At 55.6% G+C, this 23,935-nt stretch carries 18 protein-coding genes; 9 read left to right on the top strand and 9 right to left on the bottom strand.

Annotation, left to right across the window (positions count from 1 at the left end):
• Positions 1 to 12 precede the first annotated feature (12 nt).
• The 4 genes from NST04_RS33345 to NST04_RS33330 form a co-directional block, all read right to left on the bottom strand.
• Positions 13 to 1,812, bottom strand: a complete 1,800-nt coding sequence (locus NST04_RS33345) for a cache domain-containing sensor histidine kinase (RefSeq protein ID WP_341188028.1) — start codon at positions 1,810 to 1,812, stop codon at positions 13 to 15.
• A gap of 124 nt (positions 1,813 to 1,936) precedes the next feature.
• Positions 1,937 to 3,298, bottom strand: a complete 1,362-nt coding sequence (locus NST04_RS33340; protein WP_341188027.1) for an ABC transporter substrate-binding protein — start codon at positions 3,296 to 3,298, stop codon at positions 1,937 to 1,939.
• A 63-nt stretch (positions 3,299 to 3,361) separates the two neighbouring features.
• Complete coding sequence (locus NST04_RS33335) at positions 3,362 to 4,150, bottom strand: carbohydrate ABC transporter permease (RefSeq protein WP_341188134.1); 789 nt, start codon at positions 4,148 to 4,150, stop codon at positions 3,362 to 3,364.
• Between the two features lie 67 nt (positions 4,151 to 4,217).
• Positions 4,218 to 5,153 (bottom strand): carbohydrate ABC transporter permease, encoded by a 936-nt coding sequence (locus tag NST04_RS33330; RefSeq protein ID WP_341188026.1) that lies wholly within the window; start codon positions 5,151 to 5,153, stop codon positions 4,218 to 4,220.
• A gap of 608 nt (positions 5,154 to 5,761) precedes the next feature.
• On the opposite strand from NST04_RS33330, the gene NST04_RS33325 reads away from it, so the two are divergent.
• Genes NST04_RS33325 through NST04_RS33315 form a run of 3 tightly spaced genes read left to right on the top strand, consistent with a single transcriptional unit; the run spans position 5,762 to position 8,813 of the window.
• On the top strand, positions 5,762 to 6,526 hold the full coding sequence (locus tag NST04_RS33325; protein WP_341188025.1) for an SIS domain-containing protein: 765 nt from the start codon (positions 5,762 to 5,764) through the stop codon (positions 6,524 to 6,526).
• Positions 6,523 to 8,334, top strand: coding sequence for a family 20 glycosylhydrolase (locus NST04_RS33320; protein ID WP_341188024.1), 1,812 nt, complete (start codon positions 6,523 to 6,525; stop codon positions 8,332 to 8,334). Before NST04_RS33325 ends, NST04_RS33320 begins: the two co-directional genes overlap by 4 nt.
• Positions 8,334 to 8,813, top strand: a complete 480-nt coding sequence (locus tag NST04_RS33315) for a GNAT family N-acetyltransferase (protein ID WP_341188023.1) — start codon at positions 8,334 to 8,336, stop codon at positions 8,811 to 8,813. Before NST04_RS33320 ends, NST04_RS33315 begins: the two co-directional genes overlap by 1 nt.
• A 77-nt stretch (positions 8,814 to 8,890) precedes the next feature.
• Here NST04_RS33315 and NST04_RS33310 read toward each other — a convergent pair whose 3' ends face one another.
• Positions 8,891 to 9,658 carry a methyltransferase domain-containing protein gene (locus NST04_RS33310; RefSeq protein ID WP_341188022.1) on the bottom strand — a complete coding sequence of 256 codons (768 nt, stop codon included), beginning with the start codon at positions 9,656 to 9,658 and terminating at the stop codon, positions 8,891 to 8,893.
• Between the two features lie 207 nt (positions 9,659 to 9,865).
• On the opposite strand from NST04_RS33310, the gene NST04_RS33305 reads away from it, so the two are divergent.
• Complete coding sequence (locus NST04_RS33305; RefSeq protein ID WP_341188021.1) at positions 9,866 to 10,849, top strand: zinc dependent phospholipase C family protein; 984 nt, start codon at positions 9,866 to 9,868, stop codon at positions 10,847 to 10,849.
• A gap of 947 nt (positions 10,850 to 11,796) precedes the next feature.
• Here the strand turns inward: NST04_RS33305 and NST04_RS33300 are convergent.
• Complete coding sequence (locus NST04_RS33300) at positions 11,797 to 11,988, bottom strand: hypothetical protein (RefSeq protein ID WP_341020282.1); 192 nt, start codon at positions 11,986 to 11,988, stop codon at positions 11,797 to 11,799.
• A 401-nt stretch (positions 11,989 to 12,389) separates the two neighbouring features.
• On the opposite strand from NST04_RS33300, the gene NST04_RS33295 reads away from it, so the two are divergent.
• From NST04_RS33295 to NST04_RS33285, 3 genes are all read left to right on the top strand, one after another.
• A complete protein-coding gene (locus tag NST04_RS33295) occupies positions 12,390 to 13,547 on the top strand; it encodes a glycosyltransferase family 4 protein (RefSeq protein ID WP_341188020.1) in 1,158 nt (385 codons plus the stop codon).
• 168 nt (positions 13,548 to 13,715) lie between these two features.
• The gene (locus NST04_RS33290) at positions 13,716 to 15,113 is read left to right on the top strand and encodes a transcriptional regulator (protein WP_341188019.1); all 1,398 of its coding nucleotides are present in this window, start codon (positions 13,716 to 13,718) and stop codon (positions 15,111 to 15,113) included.
• Between the two features lie 142 nt (positions 15,114 to 15,255).
• Positions 15,256 to 16,428: a copper amine oxidase N-terminal domain-containing protein gene (locus tag NST04_RS33285; protein ID WP_341188018.1), complete on the top strand. Its 1,173-nt coding sequence runs from the start codon at positions 15,256 to 15,258 to the stop codon at positions 16,426 to 16,428.
• A 329-nt stretch (positions 16,429 to 16,757) separates the two neighbouring features.
• Here the strand turns inward: NST04_RS33285 and NST04_RS33280 are convergent, their stop codons facing one another.
• On the bottom strand, positions 16,758 to 18,599 hold the full coding sequence (locus NST04_RS33280; protein ID WP_341188017.1) for a UbiD family decarboxylase: 1,842 nt from the start codon (positions 18,597 to 18,599) through the stop codon (positions 16,758 to 16,760).
• 188 nt (positions 18,600 to 18,787) lie between these two features.
• Between NST04_RS33280 and NST04_RS33275 the strand changes: the two genes are divergently transcribed.
• Complete coding sequence (locus tag NST04_RS33275; protein ID WP_341188016.1) at positions 18,788 to 19,876, top strand: low temperature requirement protein A; 1,089 nt, start codon at positions 18,788 to 18,790, stop codon at positions 19,874 to 19,876.
• A gap of 108 nt (positions 19,877 to 19,984) precedes the next feature.
• Here the strand turns inward: NST04_RS33275 and NST04_RS33270 are convergent, their stop codons facing one another.
• Together NST04_RS33270 and NST04_RS33265 are read right to left on the bottom strand one after the other, a co-directional pair.
• A complete protein-coding gene (locus NST04_RS33270) occupies positions 19,985 to 21,388 on the bottom strand; it encodes an NAD(P)/FAD-dependent oxidoreductase (RefSeq protein WP_341188133.1) in 1,404 nt (467 codons plus the stop codon).
• A gap of 680 nt (positions 21,389 to 22,068) precedes the next feature.
• Positions 22,069 to 22,386, bottom strand: coding sequence for a hypothetical protein (locus tag NST04_RS33265; RefSeq protein WP_341188015.1), 318 nt, complete (start codon positions 22,384 to 22,386; stop codon positions 22,069 to 22,071).
• Between the two features lie 210 nt (positions 22,387 to 22,596).
• On the opposite strand from NST04_RS33265, the gene NST04_RS33260 reads away from it, so the two are divergent.
• Entirely contained in the window at positions 22,597 to 23,886 is a 1,290-nt protein-coding gene (locus NST04_RS33260) for a S8 family peptidase (RefSeq protein WP_341188014.1), read from the top strand.
• Positions 23,887 to 23,935 lie beyond the last annotated feature (49 nt).

Here is a 23,935-nt window from a genome sequence, read left to right as displayed (position 1 = left end):
CGCTCCCTTTCCTTAAGCTTGATCCGGAATCTGCCCGGGCAGCACGAACCGGAAGGTTGTCCCCCCGCCGGCCCTGCTGTCCATTGTAATCTGGAAGGCTGAACCGTAAGTCAGATACAGACGCTCATAGACATTGGACATTCCGATATGGGCCAGCCTGCCAGGCGGCATTGCTTCCTTGCCCGGCGGCTTGGAGCTTAGTTCGGCGCGCAGGCGGTTCAGAGTGACCTCATCCATCCCCTGCCCGTTGTCTTCGATCTCAATGAACAGCCGGTGATCCTGTGTCCACGTTCGGATCAGAATACGCCCGCCTGCCTGACGCAGCCCATGAATGTAGGCATTCTCAATGACCGGCTGCAGCAGGAAGCGGGGGATACGGACGCTGAGGCTCTCGGAGGTACAGTCTGTATCCAGCGCCACCTCCTCGGACTGGCGGAAATTCAGCAGCTCCACATAGCTCCTGACAATATGCAGCTCATCATGCAGCGTAGTATATTCATCCCGCTGTTGAATCGTCATACGGAGCAGCCGGGAGAGCGAGAAGAGCAGCTCCGCATTCTCCTCATCTCCCCGCATCATAATGCGCAGACGGATCGAGTTCAGGATATTGAACAGGAAGTGGGGATTAATCTGCGATTGCAGCATCGCCAGCTCCGCCTTGCGCTTCTGTGCCTGCTCTTCCTTGATCTGGACAACCATCCGCTCTACCCGGTCCAGCATATGGTCGAAGGATTTGCCCAGCCGCCCGATCTCATCATATCCCCGGACTCCCGAACGGAGGCCCAGCTCCCCCCGGTCCACCCGCGCCGCCACCTGATCGAGCCGGATGACCGGCTTCGTGAACTGCCTGACCAGCAGCACCAGGATCAGCAGGAAAAAAGCACCCGAAACCACCTGCACCGCCGTACTCCAGCGGTGGGTCGCACTGATCCGGCTGACCGCCTCACGGTAAGGCGCCAGGCTGACAATCCGGTAATTGCCGTAAGGGATCTCCAGACTGCTGAGCAGATACTGCTCCCCCCGGTAATCGATGAAGCTGGAAGCGGCGGCGGGCTTCACGGCATCCATAAGTGAGAACGGCCGGCCCAGCAGGGACTTGTCCCGGGCGGCAATCACCGTTCCGTCCGGCGCAATCAGCAGGGTCTGCTGTCCCTTCCCGCTATCACTCAAGATCTGGCTGATCCGGCTCTCAGCGATACTAATGATCACCGTAGCGTAGGTTGAACTGGAGGACAGCTTGAGATTGCGGGCAATCGTAAGCACCTGCGGGCTGCCGGCTGCTGCGGTCGGAATATAATTATCAATCACGCCTGCCCAGTACAGCTCGAAGGCAGGCTGCTTGCGGGCGGTATCCATCCAGGGCTGCTGGAGCAGTGCCCCGACATCGAGCTTAGCGTAGGAATAATTGGAGTAGTATTGCCCGTCCGAGGTGAGGACGGTCACGAACGTTTTTTCCATCATGGAGGTCACGCTGACCAGTTTGTCGGTCACCTCTTTGAAGTCCAGGATATGTCTGGCTGTATCAGGCTGGTGCAGCTTGCTGCGCTGCCAGTTTTCTTTGAGAATGAGTGTAATGCCGGGATCGAACTGGATATAATTCGCCACCAGCACCATATTGCTGAAGAGGTTCGAGATGTACAGGCTCTCCTGCTCCAGTGAACGGCGTTCATTCTGAATCACCTGGGAACGGAGGATATGCTCTGTGTAGGAATTGGAAATATACAGGGTAATAGAGGCGGGAAGCAGCAGACAGAGCAGAGAAGCGACGAGCAGCTTATTGCGAAAACCGAGTCTCCATCCTCTTGGCAGCAATGGCAATCCCCCTTCACAATCAGACTATCGTGTCTATGCTTCTATCATATCAGCTTTCCGCCTCCAGCAGCTGATTTCACCGCAGGATTTCAGGTAAAATCCGGCCGTTTAGCCCTGCCAATTTTTACTTATTGGCGTCCACAATCTTCTGCAGCTCCGCCTGCGCTTTGCTGATTGTAGTCTCCAGGTCCTGCTGCTTCAGAATGAACAGCTCCGTTTCTTTGGTAAAGGCTGTCTCCAGCTCGCCCTGATAGGTCGGCGGCACACTTAAGGGAGCAGGCTTCGCATTCTTGATCACATAGGCCAGTGAGGTTTCGTCAATGTTGTCCGGGCTCATGGCCTTGGTTTTGACGCCTGCAATGAACTTGTCCACATCCTGATTCTTCCAGGCAGAATATACATTCTGCATCTGCTCGCCCTCCGTGGAGTACCAGCGGATGAAATCATACGCTTCCTGCTGATGCTTCGACTTTTCCAGAATTCCAACGTAGTTGCCGTTAGCAATACTGACCCCGCTCGGTTCTCCTGCACTGTTCGAAGGCATCGGCGCGAACGCGGTGGTGAACGTAGCCGGGAACTCCTCCGACCCGCCGGCTTCACCGATCATCCAGTTGCCGGTCACGATCATCGCGGCATGTCCGGTGAAGAATTCTGAGCGGTATGCGAGCTTCTGGGAGATCGTATCGGCATACGGTACGGCCACTCCGGATTCCTCAGCCTTATTGCGCAGCTCCAGAGACTTGCGGATGCCCGCGCTGTCAATATTTACGATACCGTTATTGACCAGATTATTGTCCTTCTCCTGGTTGATGATTCCGAGCTCCCAGTACATGGCCCAGGTATGGAAATAGGTGCCGAAGGTCTTGGAGGGGCCAGTGCCGCTGGTCAGTTTGGCTGCATAATCGAGATAGTCGTCCCAGCTCCATTCCGTCGGAACGGCTAACCCTGCCGCATCCAGCTTGTCCTTGTTCAAGAGGACGAAATAATTCTCAAGCGTATCCGGGAGTGCATACACCTTGCCGTCCACGGATGGATCAATCGTGTATTCGTCAGCCAGCGTGATCCCTTCCTTGGTGATCAGGTCATTCAGCGGAGCCAGCAGGCCAAGTCCGGCACGCTGTGAATAGTCGGTGGCTCCGGGCATGAACACCACATCCAGGTTCTCGCCGGAAGCCACGAGCAGATCCAGCTTTTTCATGCCAGCCACAGAGTCCCCGTTGTCGGCAAGCTCGACATATTCCAGGGTGACGCCCGGATGTGAATCCTCATAGGCCTTCAGCACAGGCTCCATATCCGCCGCAGGGGACCAGTTGGCAACCTTAATCGTTACCGGTTCTGTGGAAGGTGCGGCACTCTCCCCTGCCTCCGGTGCAGCCGTACTGCCAGCAGCGGGAGCTGCGCCATTGGTGTTGTTTGAATTGCCGCAGCCCGCCAGGGCTACCAGAAGCACGACGATCCATACCAGAGCGAACACATTCTTTTTCATCAATAACACCCCTTCTAATGTGGTTTACACCCGGTTATGCAGTTTCCGGGAACCTGCCCGCCCTCACCCCTTCACCCCCCCTAAGGAAATACCTTCGATAACCTGCTTCTGCCCAAGGATGAACACAATCAGCAGCGGGACAATAGCCGAGACCGAAGCCGCCATAATCAGCGAATAGAAGGCTCCGTTGCGGTCGGCGAAGGCGTTCATACCAAGCTGTAGCGTGTAGAGCGTCTTACTGTTCAGGAAGACCAGCGGCGTCTGAAAATCATTCCAGGTCCAGATAAACCGCAGAATCGCATACGTGGCAATCGCGGGCCGGACCAGCGGGAACAGAATGAAGGTGAAGATGCGCAGATGGCCCGCACCGTCAATCTGTGCCGATTCGATATATTCGTTCGAGAGCGAAGCGAAGAACTGGCGGAGCAGGAAGGTGCCCAGCACGCTGAACCCGCCCAGCAGGATCAGGCCCAGATGCGTATCGTATAGGCCGGTCGACCGGAAGATGATGAACAGCGGCACCAGTGTGGCTTCCGCAGGAATCATATAGGTTGCCAGCACAAGGACGAACAGTGCATTTCTGCCGGGGAAGCGGATTTTGGTGAAGCCGTAAGCGGCCATGCTCGACACCCCCACAGACAGGAGCGTGGTGAGCGCCGTGACCTTGATCGAGTTCCAGTAATAGAGCGTGAAGTTGGCTTTGCCGAACCAGACGGAATGATAGTTGAAGGCCGCCCTCCAGGTCTGCGGAATCCATTCAATCGGATACTTGAATACATCGGCCTCAGGCTTGAGCGAAGCGGACAGCATCCATATAAAAGGAAGCAAAAACACGATCCCCAGCAGCGCCATGATCAGGGTGATGATGGCTTTTCCCCAATCCAGATTGCCTATTCTCACAGGTGTGTGCCTCCCTTCTCTAGTAATTGACCCAATAGCGCTGCCCCAGCCACTGCAAGCCGGTAATGGCCAGCACGATGACGAACAGAATCATAACCATGGATGAAGCATACCCGGTCTGAAGATCGACGAAAGCCGTCTGGTACATGTCATATACGACAACAGAGGTGGAATGGGCCGGTCCGCCGTCCGTCAGCACCTTGACCAGGGCGAAGGATTTGAAATTGCCGATAATCCCGGTCACCAGTAGGAAAAAGGTCGTCGGCGTCAGCAGCGGAAAGGTGATCGAGCGGAACTGGGCCAGCTTCGAGGCGCCGTCAATCGTCGCCGCTTCATACAGATCGGCAGGAATATTCTTGATTCCGGCGATATAGATAATCAGCGAGACCCCGAGATCGATCCAGATCATCAGCAGCATGACCGAAGGAAGCGCATACGACGGATCGGCCAGCCATTTGGGCGGATGGTCCACGCCGAGCGCTGACAGGAAGCCGTTAACCGGACCATACGAAGGATGGAAGAGCACCTGCCACACGACCGCTACCGCGACGACACTGGAAATCTGGGGCATGAAGTAGATGACTTTAAAAGCCCCCGGCGCGTACACATGACTCGTGATAATTACCGCCAGGATCAGCGCGATCCCCATTCCGGCCGGTACGGCCAGCAGCATAATGAAGTTATTGCCCAGCGACTTCAGGAACACCTCATCCTGGAACAGCTGGCGGAAGTTATCGAAGCCATTGAACCGGATCTTGTCGAACCCGGTGACGAACGACCATTTGGTGAAGCTGAGCACAAAGGAGAATATCATTGGAATTAGCGTAAATACTAGCACACCCAGCAGCATCGGACCGGTGAACAGGTATCCCATCCCGGCCTCCAGCCGTTTTCTTTTTCTGCTGCCTGCGGTTGGTTTCTCACGGGACTGCGGTAAGGTAACTGACGTCTTCAATGGCTCTGTCCCCCCTCTTGCGTGATCTTATCTCTCATTATAGAAAGGTAAGGCAATAGGCATAAGCCACGATCCTGACCCGTTCGGAAAAATTTTTACCTGCCGAAGACGGGAGCTGTCCATTAGAGTGTTTGGCCCGGCATCACGGACTGAGGCGCGCTTATTGCGGAGGATAGTCTCCACTTGGGAAAGGAAACGGACCCCATGGGCCTTATTCTTGGAATTTCTACTTTAAACATCTTATAGAGAGAGGATAAGCTCCACTCAGTCCGTTAACCCGCAAAAAGTAGCGTTTTCCAGGGAATAGGGTCTCTTAGGTCCGTTAGGAGCAAACTCGACCGGCCGGTGCAGTTTCATTGTACTGAACCTCCGGGATCAGACCTTATTCACAGAATTACATCTGATGCACCTCTATGACATCCGGTTGGCCAAATCAGTCAAAAACGGTCCCGATTTGCGCAAAATAGTTGATTTACTGAGGCAGTCCGGTTTGTTATCTTCTAGGCAAGCAGAAGCTTAGGCTTACATCTTAAGTAAATGCTTCCGATGCCAGTTTGGCGAAGAGACCCAGGGGGCTTATGCTTACAAAACTTTTAGGAGGGATAGTGATGAACGTGAAGTCAGATATTATGTCCGCTTATATGGATACTATTGTCGAACTGCTGAATGAGATACGGAGTGAGCCGCAGGACAAGCTGCTGGAGGTGGCGGAGCTGCTCGCGGAGCATATTGCAGAGGACAGGCTGATCTATCTCTACGGACCGGGAGGACACTCCAATATGAATGCCACCGAGGTCTTCTTCCGTGCCGGCGGACTGATGCATATCAGCGCCATTTTAGATGAAGGTACGATGATCTCGAATGGCGCCCTGCGCTCCATGGCGGTTGAACGCACTCCCGGCTATGGCACATTAGTCATTGAAGACAACCGGCTCGGACAAGGCGATATTCTGATCATCGCCAATGCGTACGGAATCAACACAGCCTGTGTCGATGCCGCTCTGGAAGCACGCCGCCGGGGCGTGATCACTATTGCGGTGACCTCCGTGGGCCATGCCGAAGCAACCCCAGCCAAGCATATTGCCCGCCACCCTTCGGGACAGAATCTCTACGCACTCTGCGATTATGTTCTGGACAGCAAGGTCAAGCCTGGTGACGCTGCGCTTCACATTGACGGCATTGAGCCGAAGATGGGCTCCACTTCTACCTTCGCTAACGCTTTTCTGCTGAATTCCCTGATGATGACCACGGCCGCCTGCCTCGGGGCAAAAGGGATCGAGGTGCCGGTCTGGCGCAGCGGCAACGCCCCGGGCGGGGACGAGTGGAATAACCGCTTCATTGAGCGCTTCAAGGGCCGGGTACGCTGGCTATGAGCTTTCAGCTGATTCCAACCCCTCAGGTGGTGCAGAGCCGTGGACCGGAGCAGGTCAGGGGAATTCGCGGCTGGGCAGTGCAGTTACGGAGCCCCGGGGAGGATGTCCGGCTAGTGGTGGCGGCTGAACGGATATTCGCCGGGGTAACCGCGCATGCTGCTCAGGGCGGCAGCGGTGTATTCGCCCTGGTCACGGAGGGGACTCCGCTCAATCCGCTGCTGGCCCGGCGGGTTGAGGGCAAGCATGACGGTTACGTGCTGATTACGGATAAGGACCGGATCGAGCTGTATGCACTCAGCGCTCCTGGCCTATTCTACGGGCTGAAGACGCTGGAACAGCTGCTGGGGAGCGGCGGCGGTACCGTGCCTGCGGTGACGATTGCCGACTGGGCGGAGCTGAAGCTGCGCAGCGATTATCTCGATCTGCGCACCGTCTATCCTACGTATGAGCATCTGCTGGAGTATATTGCGGAGCTTGCCGACTATAAGATCAATACACTGATTATCGAATATGAGGACAAGCTGCCGTTCCGGGAACTGGCCTTCCTGCGCCATCCTGAGCTTGCCTTCACAGAGGAAGAACACCGCCGGCTGCTCCAGGTCGCACATGACCACTTTGTCACCGTGATTCCGAAGCAGCAGTCCTTCGGGCATCTGGAATACATTCTGAAGCATCCGGCCTACATCGGTCTGCGCGAGGTCCCGGAGACCGTGTCGGAGCTGTGCCCGCACCGCGACGGCTCCTTCGAGATGATGGCCGGGATTCTGGAAGAGGTGGCGGCTCTTCATCCGCACAGCCGCTATCTTCACCTCGGCTGTGACGAGGTCTGGACGCTTGGCACATGCGCGGACTGCAAGCGCTCCGGGCTTACCCCCGAGGCTTCGTTCATCCGCTTCGTCAATCAATTGGCGGAGAAGACGCTCAGCCTCGGCAAGCAGCCGATGATCTGGCATGATATGATCATGCAGGCTACAGCAGAGGAGATTGCGGCGCTGGACAAGCGTGTGATCGTGGTTGTCTGGATCTATGGCGGGCACCGGATGAAGGCGGATGCCCGGCAGATTCTCCACAAGCTGCGGGATGCGGGCATCCAGACCCTTGGCGCTTCCTCTGTCCGCTGCTGGGACGATAACGGCGACCAGAATTATCCGGTGATCCATAACCGGATCAAGAATGTGCAGGACTGGATTCAGCTCGCCCGTACCGAGCAACTGGAGGGTATTATTCATACGAACTGGGGGTGCCCGTTCTCGTTAGGCAGCCCCTACGGATTGTTCGAGACCTCACGTTATCCGGCTGTCTTCGCTGCGGAGCAGAGCTGGAACGCCGGAGCGGAGACCGCGACGTTCCTGACACGGTTCCTGCACCAGTTCCACGGCCTGCCTGCGGACCGGCTGAGCGGGGAAGAATGGGCGGATTATGCAGTCACTGACTATTACGCATTGATTCCGCAGCTTCTGCCCGAGGTCAAGAAGAACCGCTTGACCGCTGAGCTGATCGATGCCATGATCCAGTATGAGCTTCCGGCACAGCGCCGCTCGCCGCTGCATACCTTCCTCTTCCGGGGAGCGATGTCGCCGGGCAGCGAGGAAGTGATGACCTTCCTCCGGGACAAATACCGGAGCGGCTATGGCGATCTCCAGCGGGCCAAGCTAAGAATGCAGAGCGTGCTTGCCGAGCTGCTGGTGCCGCAGATGGCGGAGCTGTTCATCCGCTCCCGGTTCTACCGGCCTGAATTATTCGAGGCCAATTTGCAAGCCATGATAACCGATCTTGAGATCATAGAACAGAAAGCGGGGGAACCTTGATGCCTGATATGCTTGTGAAGCTATACGATTTGCCGGACAACGGAGCGCTGCTGGAGCGTCTGCGGGGTGAAGGGATCGCCATCAAACGGGCGATGACCGGAGATAAGCAGGCGATTGTGGATTTTGTCGGCCGCCATTTCACAGCCAGCTGGCGGAATGAGTGCGAGACGGCCTTCGCCCATCTGCCCGTCCACTGCTATATTGCGGTGAAGCAGGGCGAGGTCATCGGCTTCGCCTGCCATGATGTCGTGGTGAAGAACTTTTTCGGGCCGACCGGGGTGCTGGAGGATTACCGGGGGCTGGGCATCGGGAAGGCTCTGCTGCTGGAATGCCTGTCGGCCATGCACCAGAGCGGTTATGGCTATGCCATTATAGGCTGGGTGGCGGACGCCGTCCCTTTCTATGAGAAGACCGTGGGTGCGATTGCGGTCCCTGATTCTTTTCCCGGCGTATTCCGTGACCTGATCAGCATGGACTAAATAAGATTGTATTGTGTGAGCACAGCAAATAGCGGCAGCCGGGACATCTCTGTCCCCGGCTGCCGCTGTTTGCTGTGTTATTTTCTGGCCAAATGCAGGTCTATCGTGTCATAAACCGTCAGCACATCCCCGCTGTTCAGGATCGCCGCTCTGATCTCTTCCTCTAACAGCAACCTCGCCGCAGCGGGCATTCCTCTGTGATCCGAATAGGTATTGAGGAAGCCGATATAATCCGCTGAGGAGAAGGCTCTCGTCAGATGATACAGCTTCAGCTCAATCTCTCTGAATCCGTAGGTATGCAGACGCTGCGAGACCACATTGTACCTTGCCGTATCGTGCTCAATCAACGGGGAACTTCCGGGCCTGAACTTCCGGTATATCTGCTGGAGCTGCTGATGTAATTCATCGTCTGTCCGTGCGGCAAACGGCCGGTTCCAGAATAACGCTATGGCCCCTCCGGTCTTCAATAATTGCAAGACTTTCGGATAGCCGGTCTGCTCTGGAATCCTGTGAAAGGCGGTGCCTGAATAGATAAGATCGCTACTCCCCGCGCGGGCTGCAAAATCCTCAAACGATGTATGATGCACCTTGAACCCTGTGTACTCCAGGAATTTCTGCTGTGTGTACTCCGCCAGATTCCTGCCCAGCTCCACCGCCGCCAGCTCACAGCCAGTCTCCAGCACAGGCCGGGTCGCCTGCCCCATACCGATTCCGATCTCAATCGCCTTCTTGCCTGGTCCGATGTGTGAGTAAGCGATGATGTCCTGGAATAATTCTGCGCAGTAGACCGGCCTCCAGCGCTCATAATTCGCCGAGTCCTCGTTGAAGGTTAACCGCTGATCCATCTCCTTACCTCCGATCATGTCTTCTCAGGATAGCGCTAATCTGTGCCGGTGTATGTTTTATTTTTCATATTGGGTTCATTCACAGAATTGTAAAAGAATGCATGCTGTTTTATGCGGCATTTCTGATTTTCTTTTTACATACAGGGGGTAAAATATATAAATATGCTTAGTTGCGGCTGACACAAGAACATATAGGAGGTAACGATCATGCCTAATATCTGGATGCATATCGAGTACGGGCGGCAGCTGGCCGGAGAATTCAGTAATCGTCTTCCGTTTCTTCAGCAGCTGGAGCAGCAGAAGCCCCTCTATCATCTTGGCTGTCAGGGTCCGGATATTCTGCTGTATCACAGCTTTCTCCCTTGGAGCAAGGATGCCGGGGCGCTGCATCTCGGGGATCTGATGCATTCGCGCAGCTGCGGGCCTGTACTTATAGACTTCTGGGAGTCAGCGCGGAACCTCGGCGGAGCGGAGGGCGATCAGGCCCGGCTCTACTTCCTAGGCTTCCTCACCCATCATCTGCTGGACCGCAATCTCCATCCCTATATTAACTGGAAAGCGGGCTATCAATACCGCGATCATCAGCGGTTCGAGATTGATCTGGACACCTTGTTCATGAACCGGCGGCGGAAGCTCAACACGTGGCAGAACCCGGCCTGGTCCCTGATCGACGCCGGCTCCCGCCTGCCCGGTCCGGTTCACCGCATCCTTCACACTACAGCCCTTAAGCATTACCCGGAGGCGATGGCCCGGTTGCCTGAGGAGATCTGGCAGACCTCTTACCGCGATATGGTGCTGGCCCAGCGGTGCCTGTATGACCCGAAGGGCTGGAAAAAGGCTATCACCTGGGGACGGACACGCCTGCTGTTCTCCCGTAAGCTTACCGCGCGCGAGGAGCAGCTGGATTATCTGAATGAACGGCACTCCGAATGGCGGCATCCCGCACTCTATTCCGAGGTCCGCACAGAATCGGTGTGGGAGCTGTGGGAGGCGGCTCTTACGGAAGGCCGGATGGTGCTCGGAGCGCTTGCCGATTGGCTGGAGAGCAAGGACCCCGCTGCGGCAAGGCGCAACCTGGAGCAATTCGCACAGGTGCTGGGCAACCGCTCCTACGATACCGGCAAGGATTGCAGCATGAATCTGCAGAATCAATACGCCGAACCGATCTGGACAAGTCTGCCGGGGAGTTGAGGGGGATCGGGGAATGGAGTACAGGAACGGGGAGCGAGTCCAGTGGAGCGGGAACGGGGAGCCACACAAGGGTGCCTGAAGGAGTAGCGGGTATTAGGTACGCGCACGGTACAGGGGACCAGGAACGGAGGTACGTGTATCGTAATCGGGGATGGGGAACAGGAACCCGGCAGCGGGAGCAGCCCCACAGCAAATATCTGGCCCGCCCTTTTTACCTCCGCACCCTTTTCCTGTTGGAGGAAACGAGTGCCTGCCGTAAACAATCGGAAAAACGTATCTTATTTCGCCGGTTTCTCAAGAATATCGGGTAACAAGTGGATTTTGTACATTTATTCCAGTTAGTTTTCGCTACTGTTGGAGGAAACGGGCAAATTAAGTGTTGTTTATCCAACTGTGGTTCCAGCAGAGAGCCTTCGTTCATCAGCAAGTGTACAAAATCCACCTATTCCCTTTACAGTAACTCGTTGCTTGTCCGAACGTCCCTCCTTCCCCCTCAGCAGCTAAAATAACCACAAAGCCATACCGCCCTCCGGCTCTGGCTCCTATACCTGCTCAGGTACTTTGCACGAACGCAATGTATGCTGTTTTTGCTATACATTTAGTCCATCTACCTGCTTGCGAGCAGAATGTATACTGTTTTCCACATACATTCAGACCGCGTGCCTGTTTACGAGCACAATCTATGCTGTTTTTGCCATACATTTGGTCCTTCTACCTGCTTGCGAGCGAATGTATGCTGTTTTTCACATACATTCAGCCTTCAGTCACATTCAGCATCAAAGTCATTCAGCGAATCATTCCAAGAAGTCATCTCCACACAAATTTACACTCACCTTTTCCACAGCAGCAGGAATCTATAGTCTCCTATATATTTTCACAAAAACGCCCGGTTCCCCGGGCGCTCAGCATAATCTATACATTATCCTTATGTCAGATAGCATTCCAGCTTACAGCGGATCAGCATTCGGAAGAATCTCCGGCGGGGCTGGAGGAATAATCTCGGGCTGCTCCGGCGGTACGATTTCGGGATGCTTCTCCGGCACAATCTCCGGCGGGATCACAACCGGCTCCGGGAGGATATCCGGCTTTACATCCGGGACAACCTTCGGCGGAACCTCTGGCGGCAGATCTTTACTCATCTCCTTATACCTCCTTCATTCCTGATACCTCATGTATACCCGATCCGCTCCTCCTTTAACCTTGTTGCCCTAGTCTTCCCCTGGTCTTCTCTAGTCTTCTCTAGTCTTCCCTAGTCTTCCCTTATTGCCCTAGCCCCCCTTGTCCTCCCTACTCCCCCCTCCTCCTCCTTGGTCCTCCCTAGTCTTCCCTAGTCTTCCCTAGTCTTCCCTAGTCTTCCCTACTCCTCCCTACTCCTACCTACTCCCCCCTCGTCCTCCCTACTCCTCACGGGTCCTCACGAATTCCCTCCGACCCTCCCTGCAAAATCCCTCCTTCGTGCGAGATGTTTAACCTGCGGTTGATCTCCAAGTAATAGTTGGTTGTTAAGATCAAAGCAACAAGATTACTGGGAGGGATACCGATGCGTCTGGCACTATTCACGGACACTTTTCTTCCGCAGACGAATGGCGTTGCCCGCACACTCAGCCGGCTGACCGGCCATCTGCACCGCCGGGGAATAGAACATCTGCTGTTCACGCCAAAATCAGCCCCGGAGAGCAGCTACCCCGATCCTGTCAGACCCGTGGCCAGCATCCCCTTTTTCCTGTATCCCGAGTGCAGGCTGGCCCTGCCCGGCATGTCCTCCATGCAGAGTGAACTGGCTGCCTTCGCCCCCGACCTGCTCCATCTCGCCACCCCGTTCAATATCGGCCTAACCGGCCTCCGGTATGCCCGCAAGCAGCAGCTCCCCCATGTCGCCTCCTATCACACCCACTTCGACCGTTACCTCGAATACTACAAAATGAGAAGAATCCTCCCGCTCTACTGGAAATACATGAAGTGGTATCACCGGTCCTGCGATGCCATCCTGGCCCCTTCCCGCGAGACCCTAACCAGCTTACGCATGGAGGGCTTCACCAAGCTGCGCCTGTGGTCCAGAGGCGTGGACTGCACCCTATACTCGCCAGAGAGACGAAGCGAAGAAGTGCGGGAGCGTTACAGCAAGGGAGCAGCACTGATGATGCTCTATGTCGGACGGATTGCCCCGGAAAAAGATCTCACCACCCTCCTTCAGGCCATGCCGCTCCTGCCGGAGTCCGTGCGTGTAGCGGTTCAGCTGGTGATTGTCGGCGATGGGCCGCTGCTGCCTGAACTGAAATCGCAGGCACCGGACAATGTCACCTTCACCGGTGCCAGGCACGGCGAAGAGCTGGCAGAGCTGTACGCCTCCGCCGATTTGTTCGTCTTCCCCTCCTGCACGGAGACCTTCGGCAATGTCGTGCTTGAAGCCATGGCGTCGGGGCTCCCTGTCATCGCCGCAGATGCTGGCGGAACGCGGGAACTGGTCGCACCCGGTGTCACCGGCATGCTGTTCGACCCCCGCAGTCCGGCAGCCATGGCAGAGCAGATCTGCACTGCCGCCGCCGGGCATCTGCTGCGGAGCGCAATGGGCCGCGAAGGGCGGCGCCAAGCTCTCCAGCGCTCCTGGGAGCAGATTTTTGACAGGCTGATTAAGGATTATGAAGAGGTCATCGAGCGCCGCAGGATCAAGAATGAAGCAGGGATTTACACCGCCTGAGCGGCTGTCTGCCCGCCTATGAAGACTAAGCGTTCCCGGGACCACGGGAATGCTTTTTTCCATTGTTCACGGTTTCTCCCCATCGCTCTATTGACCATTGGAATAATGACTTATATTATACACATATACAATAATCCAAAATATGGAATTCAGTCAGGCGGTGATCAATTGAAGCCTCTCACAACGATCCGGAGTCATCTTGAGGCTTATCTCTATTCCCAGCAGTTGTCCATCAACCAGTTCTCCATTCAGTCCGGCGTTAATTCCGGCACCTTAAGCCGTATCCTTAGCGGCCAGCAGCCGATTGCGATGAACCACCTGAAATTGATTACCCGGGGCATGTCATTGCCGGAGGATCATTTCTATAGCATGTATGTCGATGAGTGCTTCTTATATTCGGCACCAACCTGGCGGCGGCTGCGCCCCTTCATCCTGAATTCGGCGGAGCTGGGGCGGCTGGACTGTATTGAGCTTGTAGCCAAAAATCTGCTGGACAACCTAACCTACGCTCCGATGCTTTTTGAAGTGGCCGAGGACCTGTTTCAGGAGCATCACTGGCAGGCCGCGGCCGTGCTCTACAAGAATATCAGCGCAAGCGAGAAGTATCAGCATTCGGAGCGGCTGGCCCTCTGCCAGTACCGTTTGTTCCGTATCACCCTCGGAGACAGCCAGACACTCAACCTCCAGGCTGCTCTTTTATTCGAATGTTATATTGAACGGCTTGAGGTGCCGGATCAGCTCGATGGACTCAAGACCCTGATGCATGTCTATTACTCGTTGCACAAGTGGGACAAGGTGGATGCGCTGGCCCAGGAGATGCACCGTCTTGCCATGCTCAGCTACCACCATCTGCACCGGTCGCAGCGCAGGGACCGCCAGGATAAAAGCCCGGAGAAGCCGGTTTTCTTCTATGCGCTGTATTCGCATCTGATGCGGGCAAGTGTGTGCGAAGAATTCCGGGACTATGAATCGGCGCTGAAATACGTAGCACTATATATGGATAGGAGCTGGATACGCGAAAAAGATGAAGACACCCGGCACATCCTGGACCAATTCCAGGAATGGGGCACGGCCAATACCCTTCTCTACCGGATGATGTCCGGCGACTATGAAGTGCTGCCTGAATATGTGGCCTATATTGCTCCGCATGCCAGTGAGATCTTTGTAGCCCTGTACCATATTATGATCTCAGCCAACCGTTTCTCCTGGAATGTCGATGAGGTGCTTGAACAGTTCCCTTCCTATATCCCTTACCGGACCAACCTGAAGGACTTCGGGGAGCTTCACAACCAGCAGATCCTGGCTGACCAGTACTCTACCTTTCTCGCGGAATTAGCCAAGTATTATTTACGCAATCACCGCCTGGAAGGAATGGGCTTCCTGCTCCAAAGTCTGGAATCTTCTGCTAAAATAAAGAGTGATAGCATAATCATTAAATGTGTGAATCTGTTTGAACAATTCCGGCATCAAGCCACTGAGGAACAGACAGAACAATACAGACTTCTGATTGGAGAGGTGCAAGAATCCAATGATAAGAAAAATGATTATGCTTCTAGTTTCATGTAGCTTGGCGTTTATAGCCATTCAGCCCCTGGGGGGGTATGAATCTGTTACAGAGGCTGCTGTACAATCCGTGGTTCAGCCTATGGGTCACGGGACGGGGGACGGCTGATCCAGCAGCGGCTGCACCCCAGAAAGGATGATGAACATGAAGATCAACCGGAGAATGTTAGTCCTCGCCGCACTCGCACTGGCCTTGACCGGAGGAACTGAAGCCGTTCCGGCTTCGGCCAAGCCTGCCCCAGGCGTGCAGCTCCAATTAACCTACAGTAACGGAAGCGGGTTATCGGGCATGGCCGGAGGCACCGCACAGATCAAGAACGGCATCTCTTATATGCCGGCTAACCTGGCCACAATCATGGGTCTTGAGGTCAAGTGGAATAATGCGGACAAAACCGCTGCCTTCAGCGGGTGGAACAAAAGCTTCAGTGTGAAGCTTGGTCAATCCACCGGCGTACTGGACGGGAAGAAGGTCTCCCTTGGAGGCACACCTTATATGGCTGATAAGCAGCTGTATGTGCCTGTCAAATTTGTAGTAGCGGCCCTTGAAGGCGGACCCGTAAGATGGGATGCCGCCACGAATACGATACGGGCCAACGGTCTGCATATGTACCGCGGTTATTCAGAAGTGTTCGACGGCGGAGTGTACTCCCTGTCGCTGGACAGCGGCGAGCTGTATCTGACAACGAAGCAGAACACTAAGCATAAGCTTGCTGTTCTCGGTAGAGGACTGGATGTAGTAGATTTCACCTTCGAGCGCACACCTGCCGGTCTGACGCTGCTTCAAGTCGTCAATTCCTATGGCGAGCCCCATGTGCATGCGGAGTACTACACCTATCTAGTGAAGAACAATAGTGTAATCCGTCAGGGGCATACGGATATCCACACCTCCTTCGGCACAGCCCCGGTCTGGGCCGGCGATAAGCTGGTATTCAATGACGGCCGCACGCTAAGGCTCATTGAGGATGGAACCGGAGCAGTCAGCGAGACGGTAGATATACCGAAGCTGCTGGGTGCAACCGTTACCCAGGATGTCTACTACAATGTCGAAGCCGTCTACCCCGATGTTCTGCTGGTCCGCCCTACAGACACCGCCTTCCTGACCCTCGTTGACCGTGCTAGCGGTGAGCAGACTTTGTTATACAAGCAACTGCTAAGTTCGGAGCGCCAGCGCGAGGTAGAGCAGCCCGACTTCATGTTCCCGGGAGACTATATCTACTTCACCGGGCGCAAAGACAATGTGTTGAGCTTCAACATCCACAGAATGGATGGCAGTCAAAATATCGTGCAGACATATACGCTGCCGGGCAGCCAGAACTGAGCAGCTGCACTTCACATTCGATGAATTCGGTTTTTCGCAAACATTTTTTCGGCCACGACAAAAAAGCGCATAAACGTCATCATATAAAAAATGACGTTTATGCGCCTGCCATCCAGCCGCCGGCAAATGAAAGGCAGGGCGTCTACAAACGCCCCTGCCTTTTCATTCTCCGCTCCATTCTTCGCTCTCTTCTTCGTTCTCTCCTCCGCTTGCGGTCCTTACGGTAGAGCAGAAGATCCAGCATAACTTCGAAAAGCATTCCGAATAGCTCAGCCATACAACCCCTCTTTTCAGCGGTTTCAGCGGTTATGGAATGGCAGCTTCACCCCTTACCGTCGCCGCAGTCCACCCAAGCTTGCTCCTTCACTAAATACCCGCTCAATCCTCCGCTGCACCTCAGGGTCAGGAATTAGCGGCGGCGCCTGATGCGGCTTCACCCGGGCGTCGATGATCACATTATCACAGGCCCAGTGCTTATGCTCCACCGTGCTGTTCACCCCATGGATGTCATGGGAAGGATTGCTGCGGGTGAAGGTCGCCCACAGGAAGTTGTTCAGCGACTCTGACATGAAGCTGCTGTCATCGCACAGAATAATCATGGGGCAGGAATCAAGCGCCCCCTGCGCTGCAATGGCAGCACTCAGTGCGGAGATTTCTTCTGCCGCCGAGGCGTAATCCCGGAACGGCTTCCCCTGCATGGCGGCAATCCCCGGCATAATCATGGCCGCCGGACCCCAGCCCCGGTCTACCTGCTGAAGAACCTCAGGCACCTCCGTACACAAGCTCCGCTTCTGTTCCCCTACGGCTGCGAAGACCACCTTGCTTCCGCTGTTGATCCCGGTGCCGGAATAATCCAGCGTATCGATCGTTGTGTTCGTCTGGAAGTGAATATCGCGGCGCAGATTGATCCGCTCCAGGATGTAAGTCAGGAACCCGGCGATATCATGCGTGCTGACCGGCTTGTCCTCTTCTGCCGTGATGAACAGATATTTCGCCAGACTGAGCTGGCCGGTTCCGAGAATCCGGTTGCTGATCGTCAGCAGCTCTGCAGGCTGCTTAAGCTGCTGATACGGGGTATACCGTTCACTGCCGATCGCGAACAGCAGCGGGTGCACTCCCGCAGCATCTATCGCATGTACCTCCTTCACGCCGGGAATCTCCGAGCGGATCGCCCCGCCGGTCAGCTCATGGATGAGCTCTCCGAAGGCAGTGTCCTCCTGTGGCGGACGGCCGACCACTGTGAAGGGGAAGATGGCCCCTTTTTTGGCATAAACCTTGTGTACTCGCATCACCGGAAACGGGTGAGTCAGGCTATAATAGCCCAGATGATCGCCGAACGGCCCCTCCGGCTTCGTCTCCCCGGGATGAATCTCTCCGGTAATCACGAAGTCGGCATCGCTGCTGACGCAGAAGCCGTCTACATAGCTGTAGCGGAAATGACGCCCCGAGAGCAGCCCGGCAAAGGTCATTTCACTTAAGCCCTCCGGCAGCGGCATCACCGCCGAGAGCGTATGCGCAGGGGGGCCGCCGATGAAGCAGCTAACCTTAAGCGGCTCGCCGCGTCTGTTCGCGTGGGCCTGATGAATGCCGATGCCGCGGTGAATCTGGTAATGGACGCCCACTTCCTTATTCAGCTCATATTCATTGCCGCTAAGCTGGATACGGTACATCCCCAGATTGGAGTTCATAATGCCCGGCTTATCGGGATCTTCGGAGTACACCTGCGGAAGCGTGACGAACGCCCCTCCGTCGCCCTGCCAGTGCTTAATCTGCGGAAGATCGGAGATCCTAATCTCCTCGAATCCGGCCGGCACACCGCTGCCCTTCTTGATCGGCAGCGCTTTACGGGCGGCAAGGCCTGTCCCGATATACCTTAAAGGCTGCTTGAGCGCCTTCATGGGATTGCTGCGCAAGGCGATGACCGCCTGCGAAGATTCCCACGTGTCGCGGAAAATGAACTTGCTGCGCTCAATCGTTCCGAACAGATTCGAGACCGCACGGTACTTCGAGCCCCGGACCTTCTCGAAGAGCAGAGCGGGACCGCCTGCCTCGTAGACCTTCATATGTATCGCCGCCATCTCCAGATGCGGGTCCACCTCTTCATGTATGCGAATTAAATGCCCGTGCTTCTCCAGGTCAATAATACATTCTTCCATAGTGCGATATGACATGCTTCTACTCCCATTCTCTCAAGAATATGAACCTCTTTATTATCAATGAGTGTGTCCGTCAGGTCAATTGCCGCCAGGGCAACCTCTCCAGTTATCACAAATATTCTTGCCTTCTTCTGCGGAGAGCTATTATTATACTTGTAAACCGGACGGCTCCGGGCATACAAACGGCAAAGGGGACTAACGCAATGATCATCAAAAAGGTTACCTGGCTTGAGCTCTTCTACGATCTGCTGTTTGTCGCTGCGGTCTCCAAAGCCAGCCATGTGCTGCTGCATGTAGAACACGAGACGCTGTCCCTTGAGACACTCGGCAAATTCGTACTGATCTTCATTCCGATCTGGTGGGCCTGGGTCGGGCAGACACTCTTCGTTAACCGCTATGGGAAGGATACCGTCCCGCACCGCGTGTTTCTGATCATTCAATTATTCTTCGTGCTGATCATGACGGCCAGTCTGTCTGTGGATTTCGATGCCAACTATCTGCCGTTTCTGATCGGCTACCTGGGGCTCCGGATCATGACAGCGGTCCAGTATCATTACAGCCATTCCAGAGAAAGCGGACATTTACGCAACACAGCCCGTTATCTGGGATCACGCTTCTGGATTGGACTTGCGATTTCGGCTTGCTCCCTGTTCTTCGATTCCTGGCTCAGGTATGCGGTACTATACGCCGGGATTATCCTGGACATCATTCTCCCGCTGACGGGACGGAGGATTCTGGTGAAGACTCCCGCCAATACCCATCATCTGCTGGAGCGCTTCTCCCTGTTCGCGTTGATCCTGCTCGGCGAATCCGTGGTCAGTATCCTCGCCGTGCTGCAGTCCAGCAGCTGGACCGGACCATCTGTCGGTTTCGCTGCGCTCACCTTTGTGCTGATCATCGCCATCTGGTGGCAGTATTATGACAACCTGGAGAAGAAGGTCGATATGCATATCCAGACTGCCGGACAGACGATTATCTACGGGCATCTGTTCATTTATCTGTCGCTATGTATGCTTGCTGCGTCAATCCAGCTATTGTTCCTGGATCAGCTTCATTATGGGCAGATGCTGAACCTGTTGTTCGGCTCCGTGCTGCTCTATTTCGCTTCCACGGCACTGGTCTTTCAGGTCTACAGGCATAAGCAGCACCGGCTGGGAATGAAGCCGCTGGCCCTGCTGACCCTCATTCTGGCCCGCTTCTATGTGCTGGATCTTGTAGTCCATGTACCGGATGTCCTGATCATGGGCGAGCTGGCGCTGTTCTTCACGCTGTACGCCAGAATTACTGCCTGACCCGTCTGCCAGTCAGCTCTCAGGCACTGGCCCATCTATTCGCTCTGCACGCCAAGAGGCTGCACCAGAGGTCATTGCCCGCCTCAGGTACAGCCTCTTCAGGCCGTCTTACTGGCCTGTAAATTCAATCTCATCGTAATCATAATAAGCCTGGAGGATCTGCTGCCGGTCATCCTGGAAGAGCTGGTCAGCCACACCGCTGACCAGTCTCGGAATCGCATTCCGCAGGCCCGAGATGGCCGATGCCGATAACCCGCAGCTGGCCAGAGCGGAATAGTTGAACACGAATAAGCCATGCAGCCGCTTGCGGCCTGCTTCATCCCGGCTCTGAAGTGCAAAGCCGGGGCTAAGGTACGGGTGTGCGTCCAGCAGCGGATTCGCCGCTCCCGCAGGTGCTGTGTACCGGTCGCTCCAGCGGGCAATATGAGGCTCCACCTGCCGCAGCTCCGGCCGCAGGGCAGGATCGCTGAGCAGGCCCGTGCTGACGATCAGATAGTCGAAGCTGAACTCTCCGGCGGGCGTAGTCACCACCGCCTGCTCCCCTGAAGCCTCCACCTTCAGCCACGGCGAGCCGAGATGCAGCCGGAAGCCGGGCCATGCCGCTGCGCGGCGGAAGGTATCGCTCGTCGGCGGCTGATTATACTGGAAGAAATGCGAGATGACCGCATATTTGTCCGCATCCGCCAGGGTATGGAACCGCTCAATCATGCCCGAGCCCTCCATCTGGCGGATCGGATTCACCCCCGGAAGCTGCGCCCGGCGGACGAAGACCTGGGCCTCCGCCGCGCCCTCCTGAAGCGCATAATTCGCATTGTCGAAGGCGGACGCCCCGCCGCCGAGAATCCCCACCCGCTTGCCGCGAAGGGCGGCGAAATCAATCTGCCGGGAGGTATGGGCATACAAGTGCTCCGGCAGATGATCTGCAATCATCGGCGGAACATGCCACTGCCCTCCGCCTTGAATGCCGGTAGCCAGCACCACCTTACGGGCCAGCAGTGTTCCGGCCTGCGCACCCGCTCCTGTAACCTGCAGACGGTAGATCCCATCGTCACCAGGCTCGACCAGCAATAGCCGCACCTCATTACGTACCGGGAGCTTCAGAACCTGCCGGTACCAGCGCAGATACTCCATCCACTGCCCGCGCGGGATTTTGTCCACCTCACTCCAGGCCTCCGCCCCATGCTGAGCCTCCCACCAGGAACGGAAGGTCAGCGACGGGATGCCGAGATCAATCGAGGTCAGAGCTTTGGGCGTACGCAGCGTCACCATCCGGGCGTAGGTCTCCCAAGGCCCCTCCAGCCCGTCACGATTCTCATCGATAATCAGCAGATTCGAGATCCGTTCGCGCAGCAAGCCAAAAGCCGCACCAAGCCCGCTCTGGCCCCCGCCCACAATGACGACATCATAGACATGGCCTTCGGCATGCTCCACAGGGCGAACCCAGTCCGCGCCGCCATAGGCGAGGTACGAGAGATCCGTGTTCACACGTTCATTCAAGGCTTCCAGGCTCATCATTCCTCAGACCTTTCCGGAGCATCTTCAGCGCATAGCTGCCGCTCACTATATCCTGTTTCACAATCCCTGATATACATCTATGGCGATATTATATAGGGTATGCCCCCGCTTTTGAATATTGATGGAAGGTTTATTGTCATAAGAGCTGAATTCGGTGAACGGGATTGTACATGGAGCCAATATTTTAACGCCAACTCCCCTTAATGCTTGACAAACGGAATATTATTCAACACGCATCCGCAAAATAATCCCACAAAGCCATCCGTGCCGCTGGCGCGGCACCACAGAAGATCCCAAAAAATCTAACGGACCGTAGAGACCTTATCCCCACGAGAACGCCACCTTGTGCAGCGTAACGGACTCAGGCGACCTTATCGTCTTTCTGCGAGACGTTTTGGAGCTGAATGGCAGGGGATAAGGTCCTTGCGGTCCGTTAATCGCCCAAGTGACGACTTTCTTCCCGGATAAGAGCCCCTGGGTCCGTTACGCTAAGCCAAACGCCCCCAAAGAACTTCGAGGCGGACCGGGCAGTCAATATGTTCAAGCTGCTCGATTACCTGCTCTATATCCAGCTAGCCAACTTCCTGATCATTCCGGTGATTCTCTATAGCATCTATTATTTCAGACATGACCATAAAGCAGCGCGCCCTCAATAAATCCGGGCGCGCTGTTGTTACTTAGAAGCGTGCTACAAAAAACTCGCGGTTCGACGGGACGAACTTCTGTGTGCGCTGCACATTATCCGCATCGATAATCCGGAGCGTGTAGCTGACCGTTGTCAGCGTACTGATCGTATTGAACTGGGCGACGCCGAATTCATCGAATTGAGCCGTGATCACAGTGCCGGAGCTCCGGGTCAGTGTAGCCTTCCAGTCCTGCGTTTCATATGGGACATTGTTATTGTTCACGGCAAGCACGATGAAATTATTAAGCACCTGTCTGATCCGCCGTCTTTTGGGTCTTACTACCGCCGCTGCTCTTGCTTTTTTAGCCATCCATTGACGTTTTGCCAGCAATGCCTTCTTCTCTGATTCTTTCATTTGCTTCACCACTTTCTATTGGAATACAGTAGTAAATGCAAGAGAAGAATCAGCCGAAACGCGTTATTGCCTGTTAGTTACATAAATGTATCGCTGTACTCATTCCTGGTTTCGTACCCACCGAGCAGCTGGCCGCATACACTGCTTCATAGAGGTGATTACATTATGAAGAGTGAACCATCATGGGTCAGGCGTCACACCGCCAAGCTCAACCGGCCCCTGAAGCATAAGATCCGCCGAGCCTATTCCACTGCTGCCTCAACTGCTGCTATACCGGTGATTATACAGTTCAGACAACCGCTTACTCCGGCGGGACTCCGCGAACTTAGGAAGCATTTGGGACGGCATGTCCTCCCGGTCAAGCATCATCTGCGGCTGCACCAGGCCGTGGCTTCACAGGTATCCCTGAAATGTCTGGAGCATTTATGCCGCTGGAATGGAGTCCATAAAGTCTATCTGGACGGCATTAAGAAGGCTACGCTCAACATTGCAACTCCATCCATAGGCGCTACAGCGGTTAGACGCTCAAGAGGGCTTACCGGCAAAGGCATCAACATCGCTGTGCTCGATACCGGAGTCTATCCGCATCCCGATCTGACCCGGCCGGTGAACCGCATTCTGGCGTTCAAGGATTATATCAATCACCGGAAATGCCCGTATGATGACAACGGACACGGCACCCATATCACCGGGGATGCCGCCGGTAACGGCTGGTCCAGCCGGGGCAAGTACCGGGGACCCGCGCCGGAAGCGGGTATTGTCGGAATCAAGGTGCTCGATAAGTATGGAGACGGCTATGACTCCACCATTATCAAGGCCATTGAATACTGCATCACCCACCGCAAAAAGCTGAAGCTGCGCATCCTCTCCATGTCCTTCGGCGGACCGGTGGCTCCGCATGTCAAGGATGACCTTCTCGTTCAGGCCGTTGAAAAAGCCGTCAAAGCCGGCCTCACCGTAGTCATCGCCGCCGGCAACGCCGGCCCTGGGCGCCGGACCGTCGAGTCCCCCGGGATCAGCCCCTCCGCGATCACCGTCGGAGCCGTCAATGACCGGCGGACGCTGACGCAGAAGGATGACCGGATTGCCGTCTATTCCAGCCGCGGGCCCGCTCCCGGCGGCAGGGTGAAGCCGGATCTGGTCGCCCCCGGCGATTCAGTGATCTCGCTGCGCGCCCCCGGCTCCTGGCTGGTCCGTGAATTGCCGCGCAATAAGGTCGGCAAGCGGTATTTCAAGCTGTCCGGCACCAGCATCTCCACGCCCATCGTGTCCGGTGCCGCCGCGCAACTGCTGCAGCTCCGTCCTTGCCTCACGCCGCGCCAGGTGAAGCTCTTGCTGAAGCGTAATGCTTTCCCTCTCCGCCTGAAGCCGAATACCGGCGGCAGCGGGGAGATTGACGTACGGTTCCTGAAGCGGCGCTGCTCGCCCAAGAAACCCCACAAAGTGAGACTTTAGCTCCCCAAAACAAAATATCCCGCCTGGTAACCGCTCCTTATTTCACGGG

The organism is Paenibacillus sp. FSL H7-0756, assembly GCF_038006765.1.
Classification (GTDB): Bacteria; Bacillota; Bacilli; order Paenibacillales; family Paenibacillaceae; genus Paenibacillus_AQ.
The sequence above is the reverse complement of the archived record's forward strand: the minus strand, read 5'-3'. Positions and strand labels throughout refer to the sequence as shown.

Excerpts from the sequence above, each read along its gene's own strand:
- NST04_RS33280 (WP_341188017.1), bottom strand. The coding sequence starts at position 18,599 with ATGTCATATCGCACTATGGAAGAATGTATTATTGACCTGGAGAAGCAC.
- NST04_RS33285 (WP_341188018.1), top strand. The coding sequence starts at position 15,256 with ATGAAGATCAACCGGAGAATGTTAGTCCTCGCCGCACTCGCACTGGCC.
- NST04_RS33260 (WP_341188014.1), top strand. The coding sequence starts at position 22,597 with ATGAAGAGTGAACCATCATGGGTCAGGCGTCACACCGCCAAGCTCAAC.
- NST04_RS33320 (WP_341188024.1), top strand. The coding sequence starts at position 6,523 with ATGAGCTTTCAGCTGATTCCAACCCCTCAGGTGGTGCAGAGCCGTGGA.
- NST04_RS33310 (WP_341188022.1), bottom strand. The coding sequence starts at position 9,658 with ATGGATCAGCGGTTAACCTTCAACGAGGACTCGGCGAATTATGAGCGC.
- NST04_RS33275 (WP_341188016.1), top strand. The coding sequence starts at position 18,788 with ATGATCATCAAAAAGGTTACCTGGCTTGAGCTCTTCTACGATCTGCTG.
- NST04_RS33265 (WP_341188015.1), bottom strand. The coding sequence starts at position 22,386 with ATGGCTAAAAAAGCAAGAGCAGCGGCGGTAGTAAGACCCAAAAGACGG.
- NST04_RS33340 (WP_341188027.1), bottom strand. The coding sequence starts at position 3,298 with ATGAAAAAGAATGTGTTCGCTCTGGTATGGATCGTCGTGCTTCTGGTA.
- NST04_RS33295 (WP_341188020.1), top strand. The coding sequence starts at position 12,390 with ATGCGTCTGGCACTATTCACGGACACTTTTCTTCCGCAGACGAATGGC.
- NST04_RS33305 (WP_341188021.1), top strand. The coding sequence starts at position 9,866 with ATGCCTAATATCTGGATGCATATCGAGTACGGGCGGCAGCTGGCCGGA.
- NST04_RS33315 (WP_341188023.1), top strand. The coding sequence starts at position 8,334 with ATGCCTGATATGCTTGTGAAGCTATACGATTTGCCGGACAACGGAGCG.
- NST04_RS33300 (WP_341020282.1), bottom strand. The coding sequence starts at position 11,988 with ATGAGTAAAGATCTGCCGCCAGAGGTTCCGCCGAAGGTTGTCCCGGAT.
- NST04_RS33335 (WP_341188134.1), bottom strand. The coding sequence starts at position 4,150 with ATGGCGCTGCTGGGGATCGTGTTTTTGCTTCCTTTTATATGGATGCTG.
- NST04_RS33325 (WP_341188025.1), top strand. The coding sequence starts at position 5,762 with ATGAACGTGAAGTCAGATATTATGTCCGCTTATATGGATACTATTGTC.
- NST04_RS33270 (WP_341188133.1), bottom strand. The coding sequence starts at position 21,388 with ATGAGCCTGGAAGCCTTGAATGAACGTGTGAACACGGATCTCTCGTAC.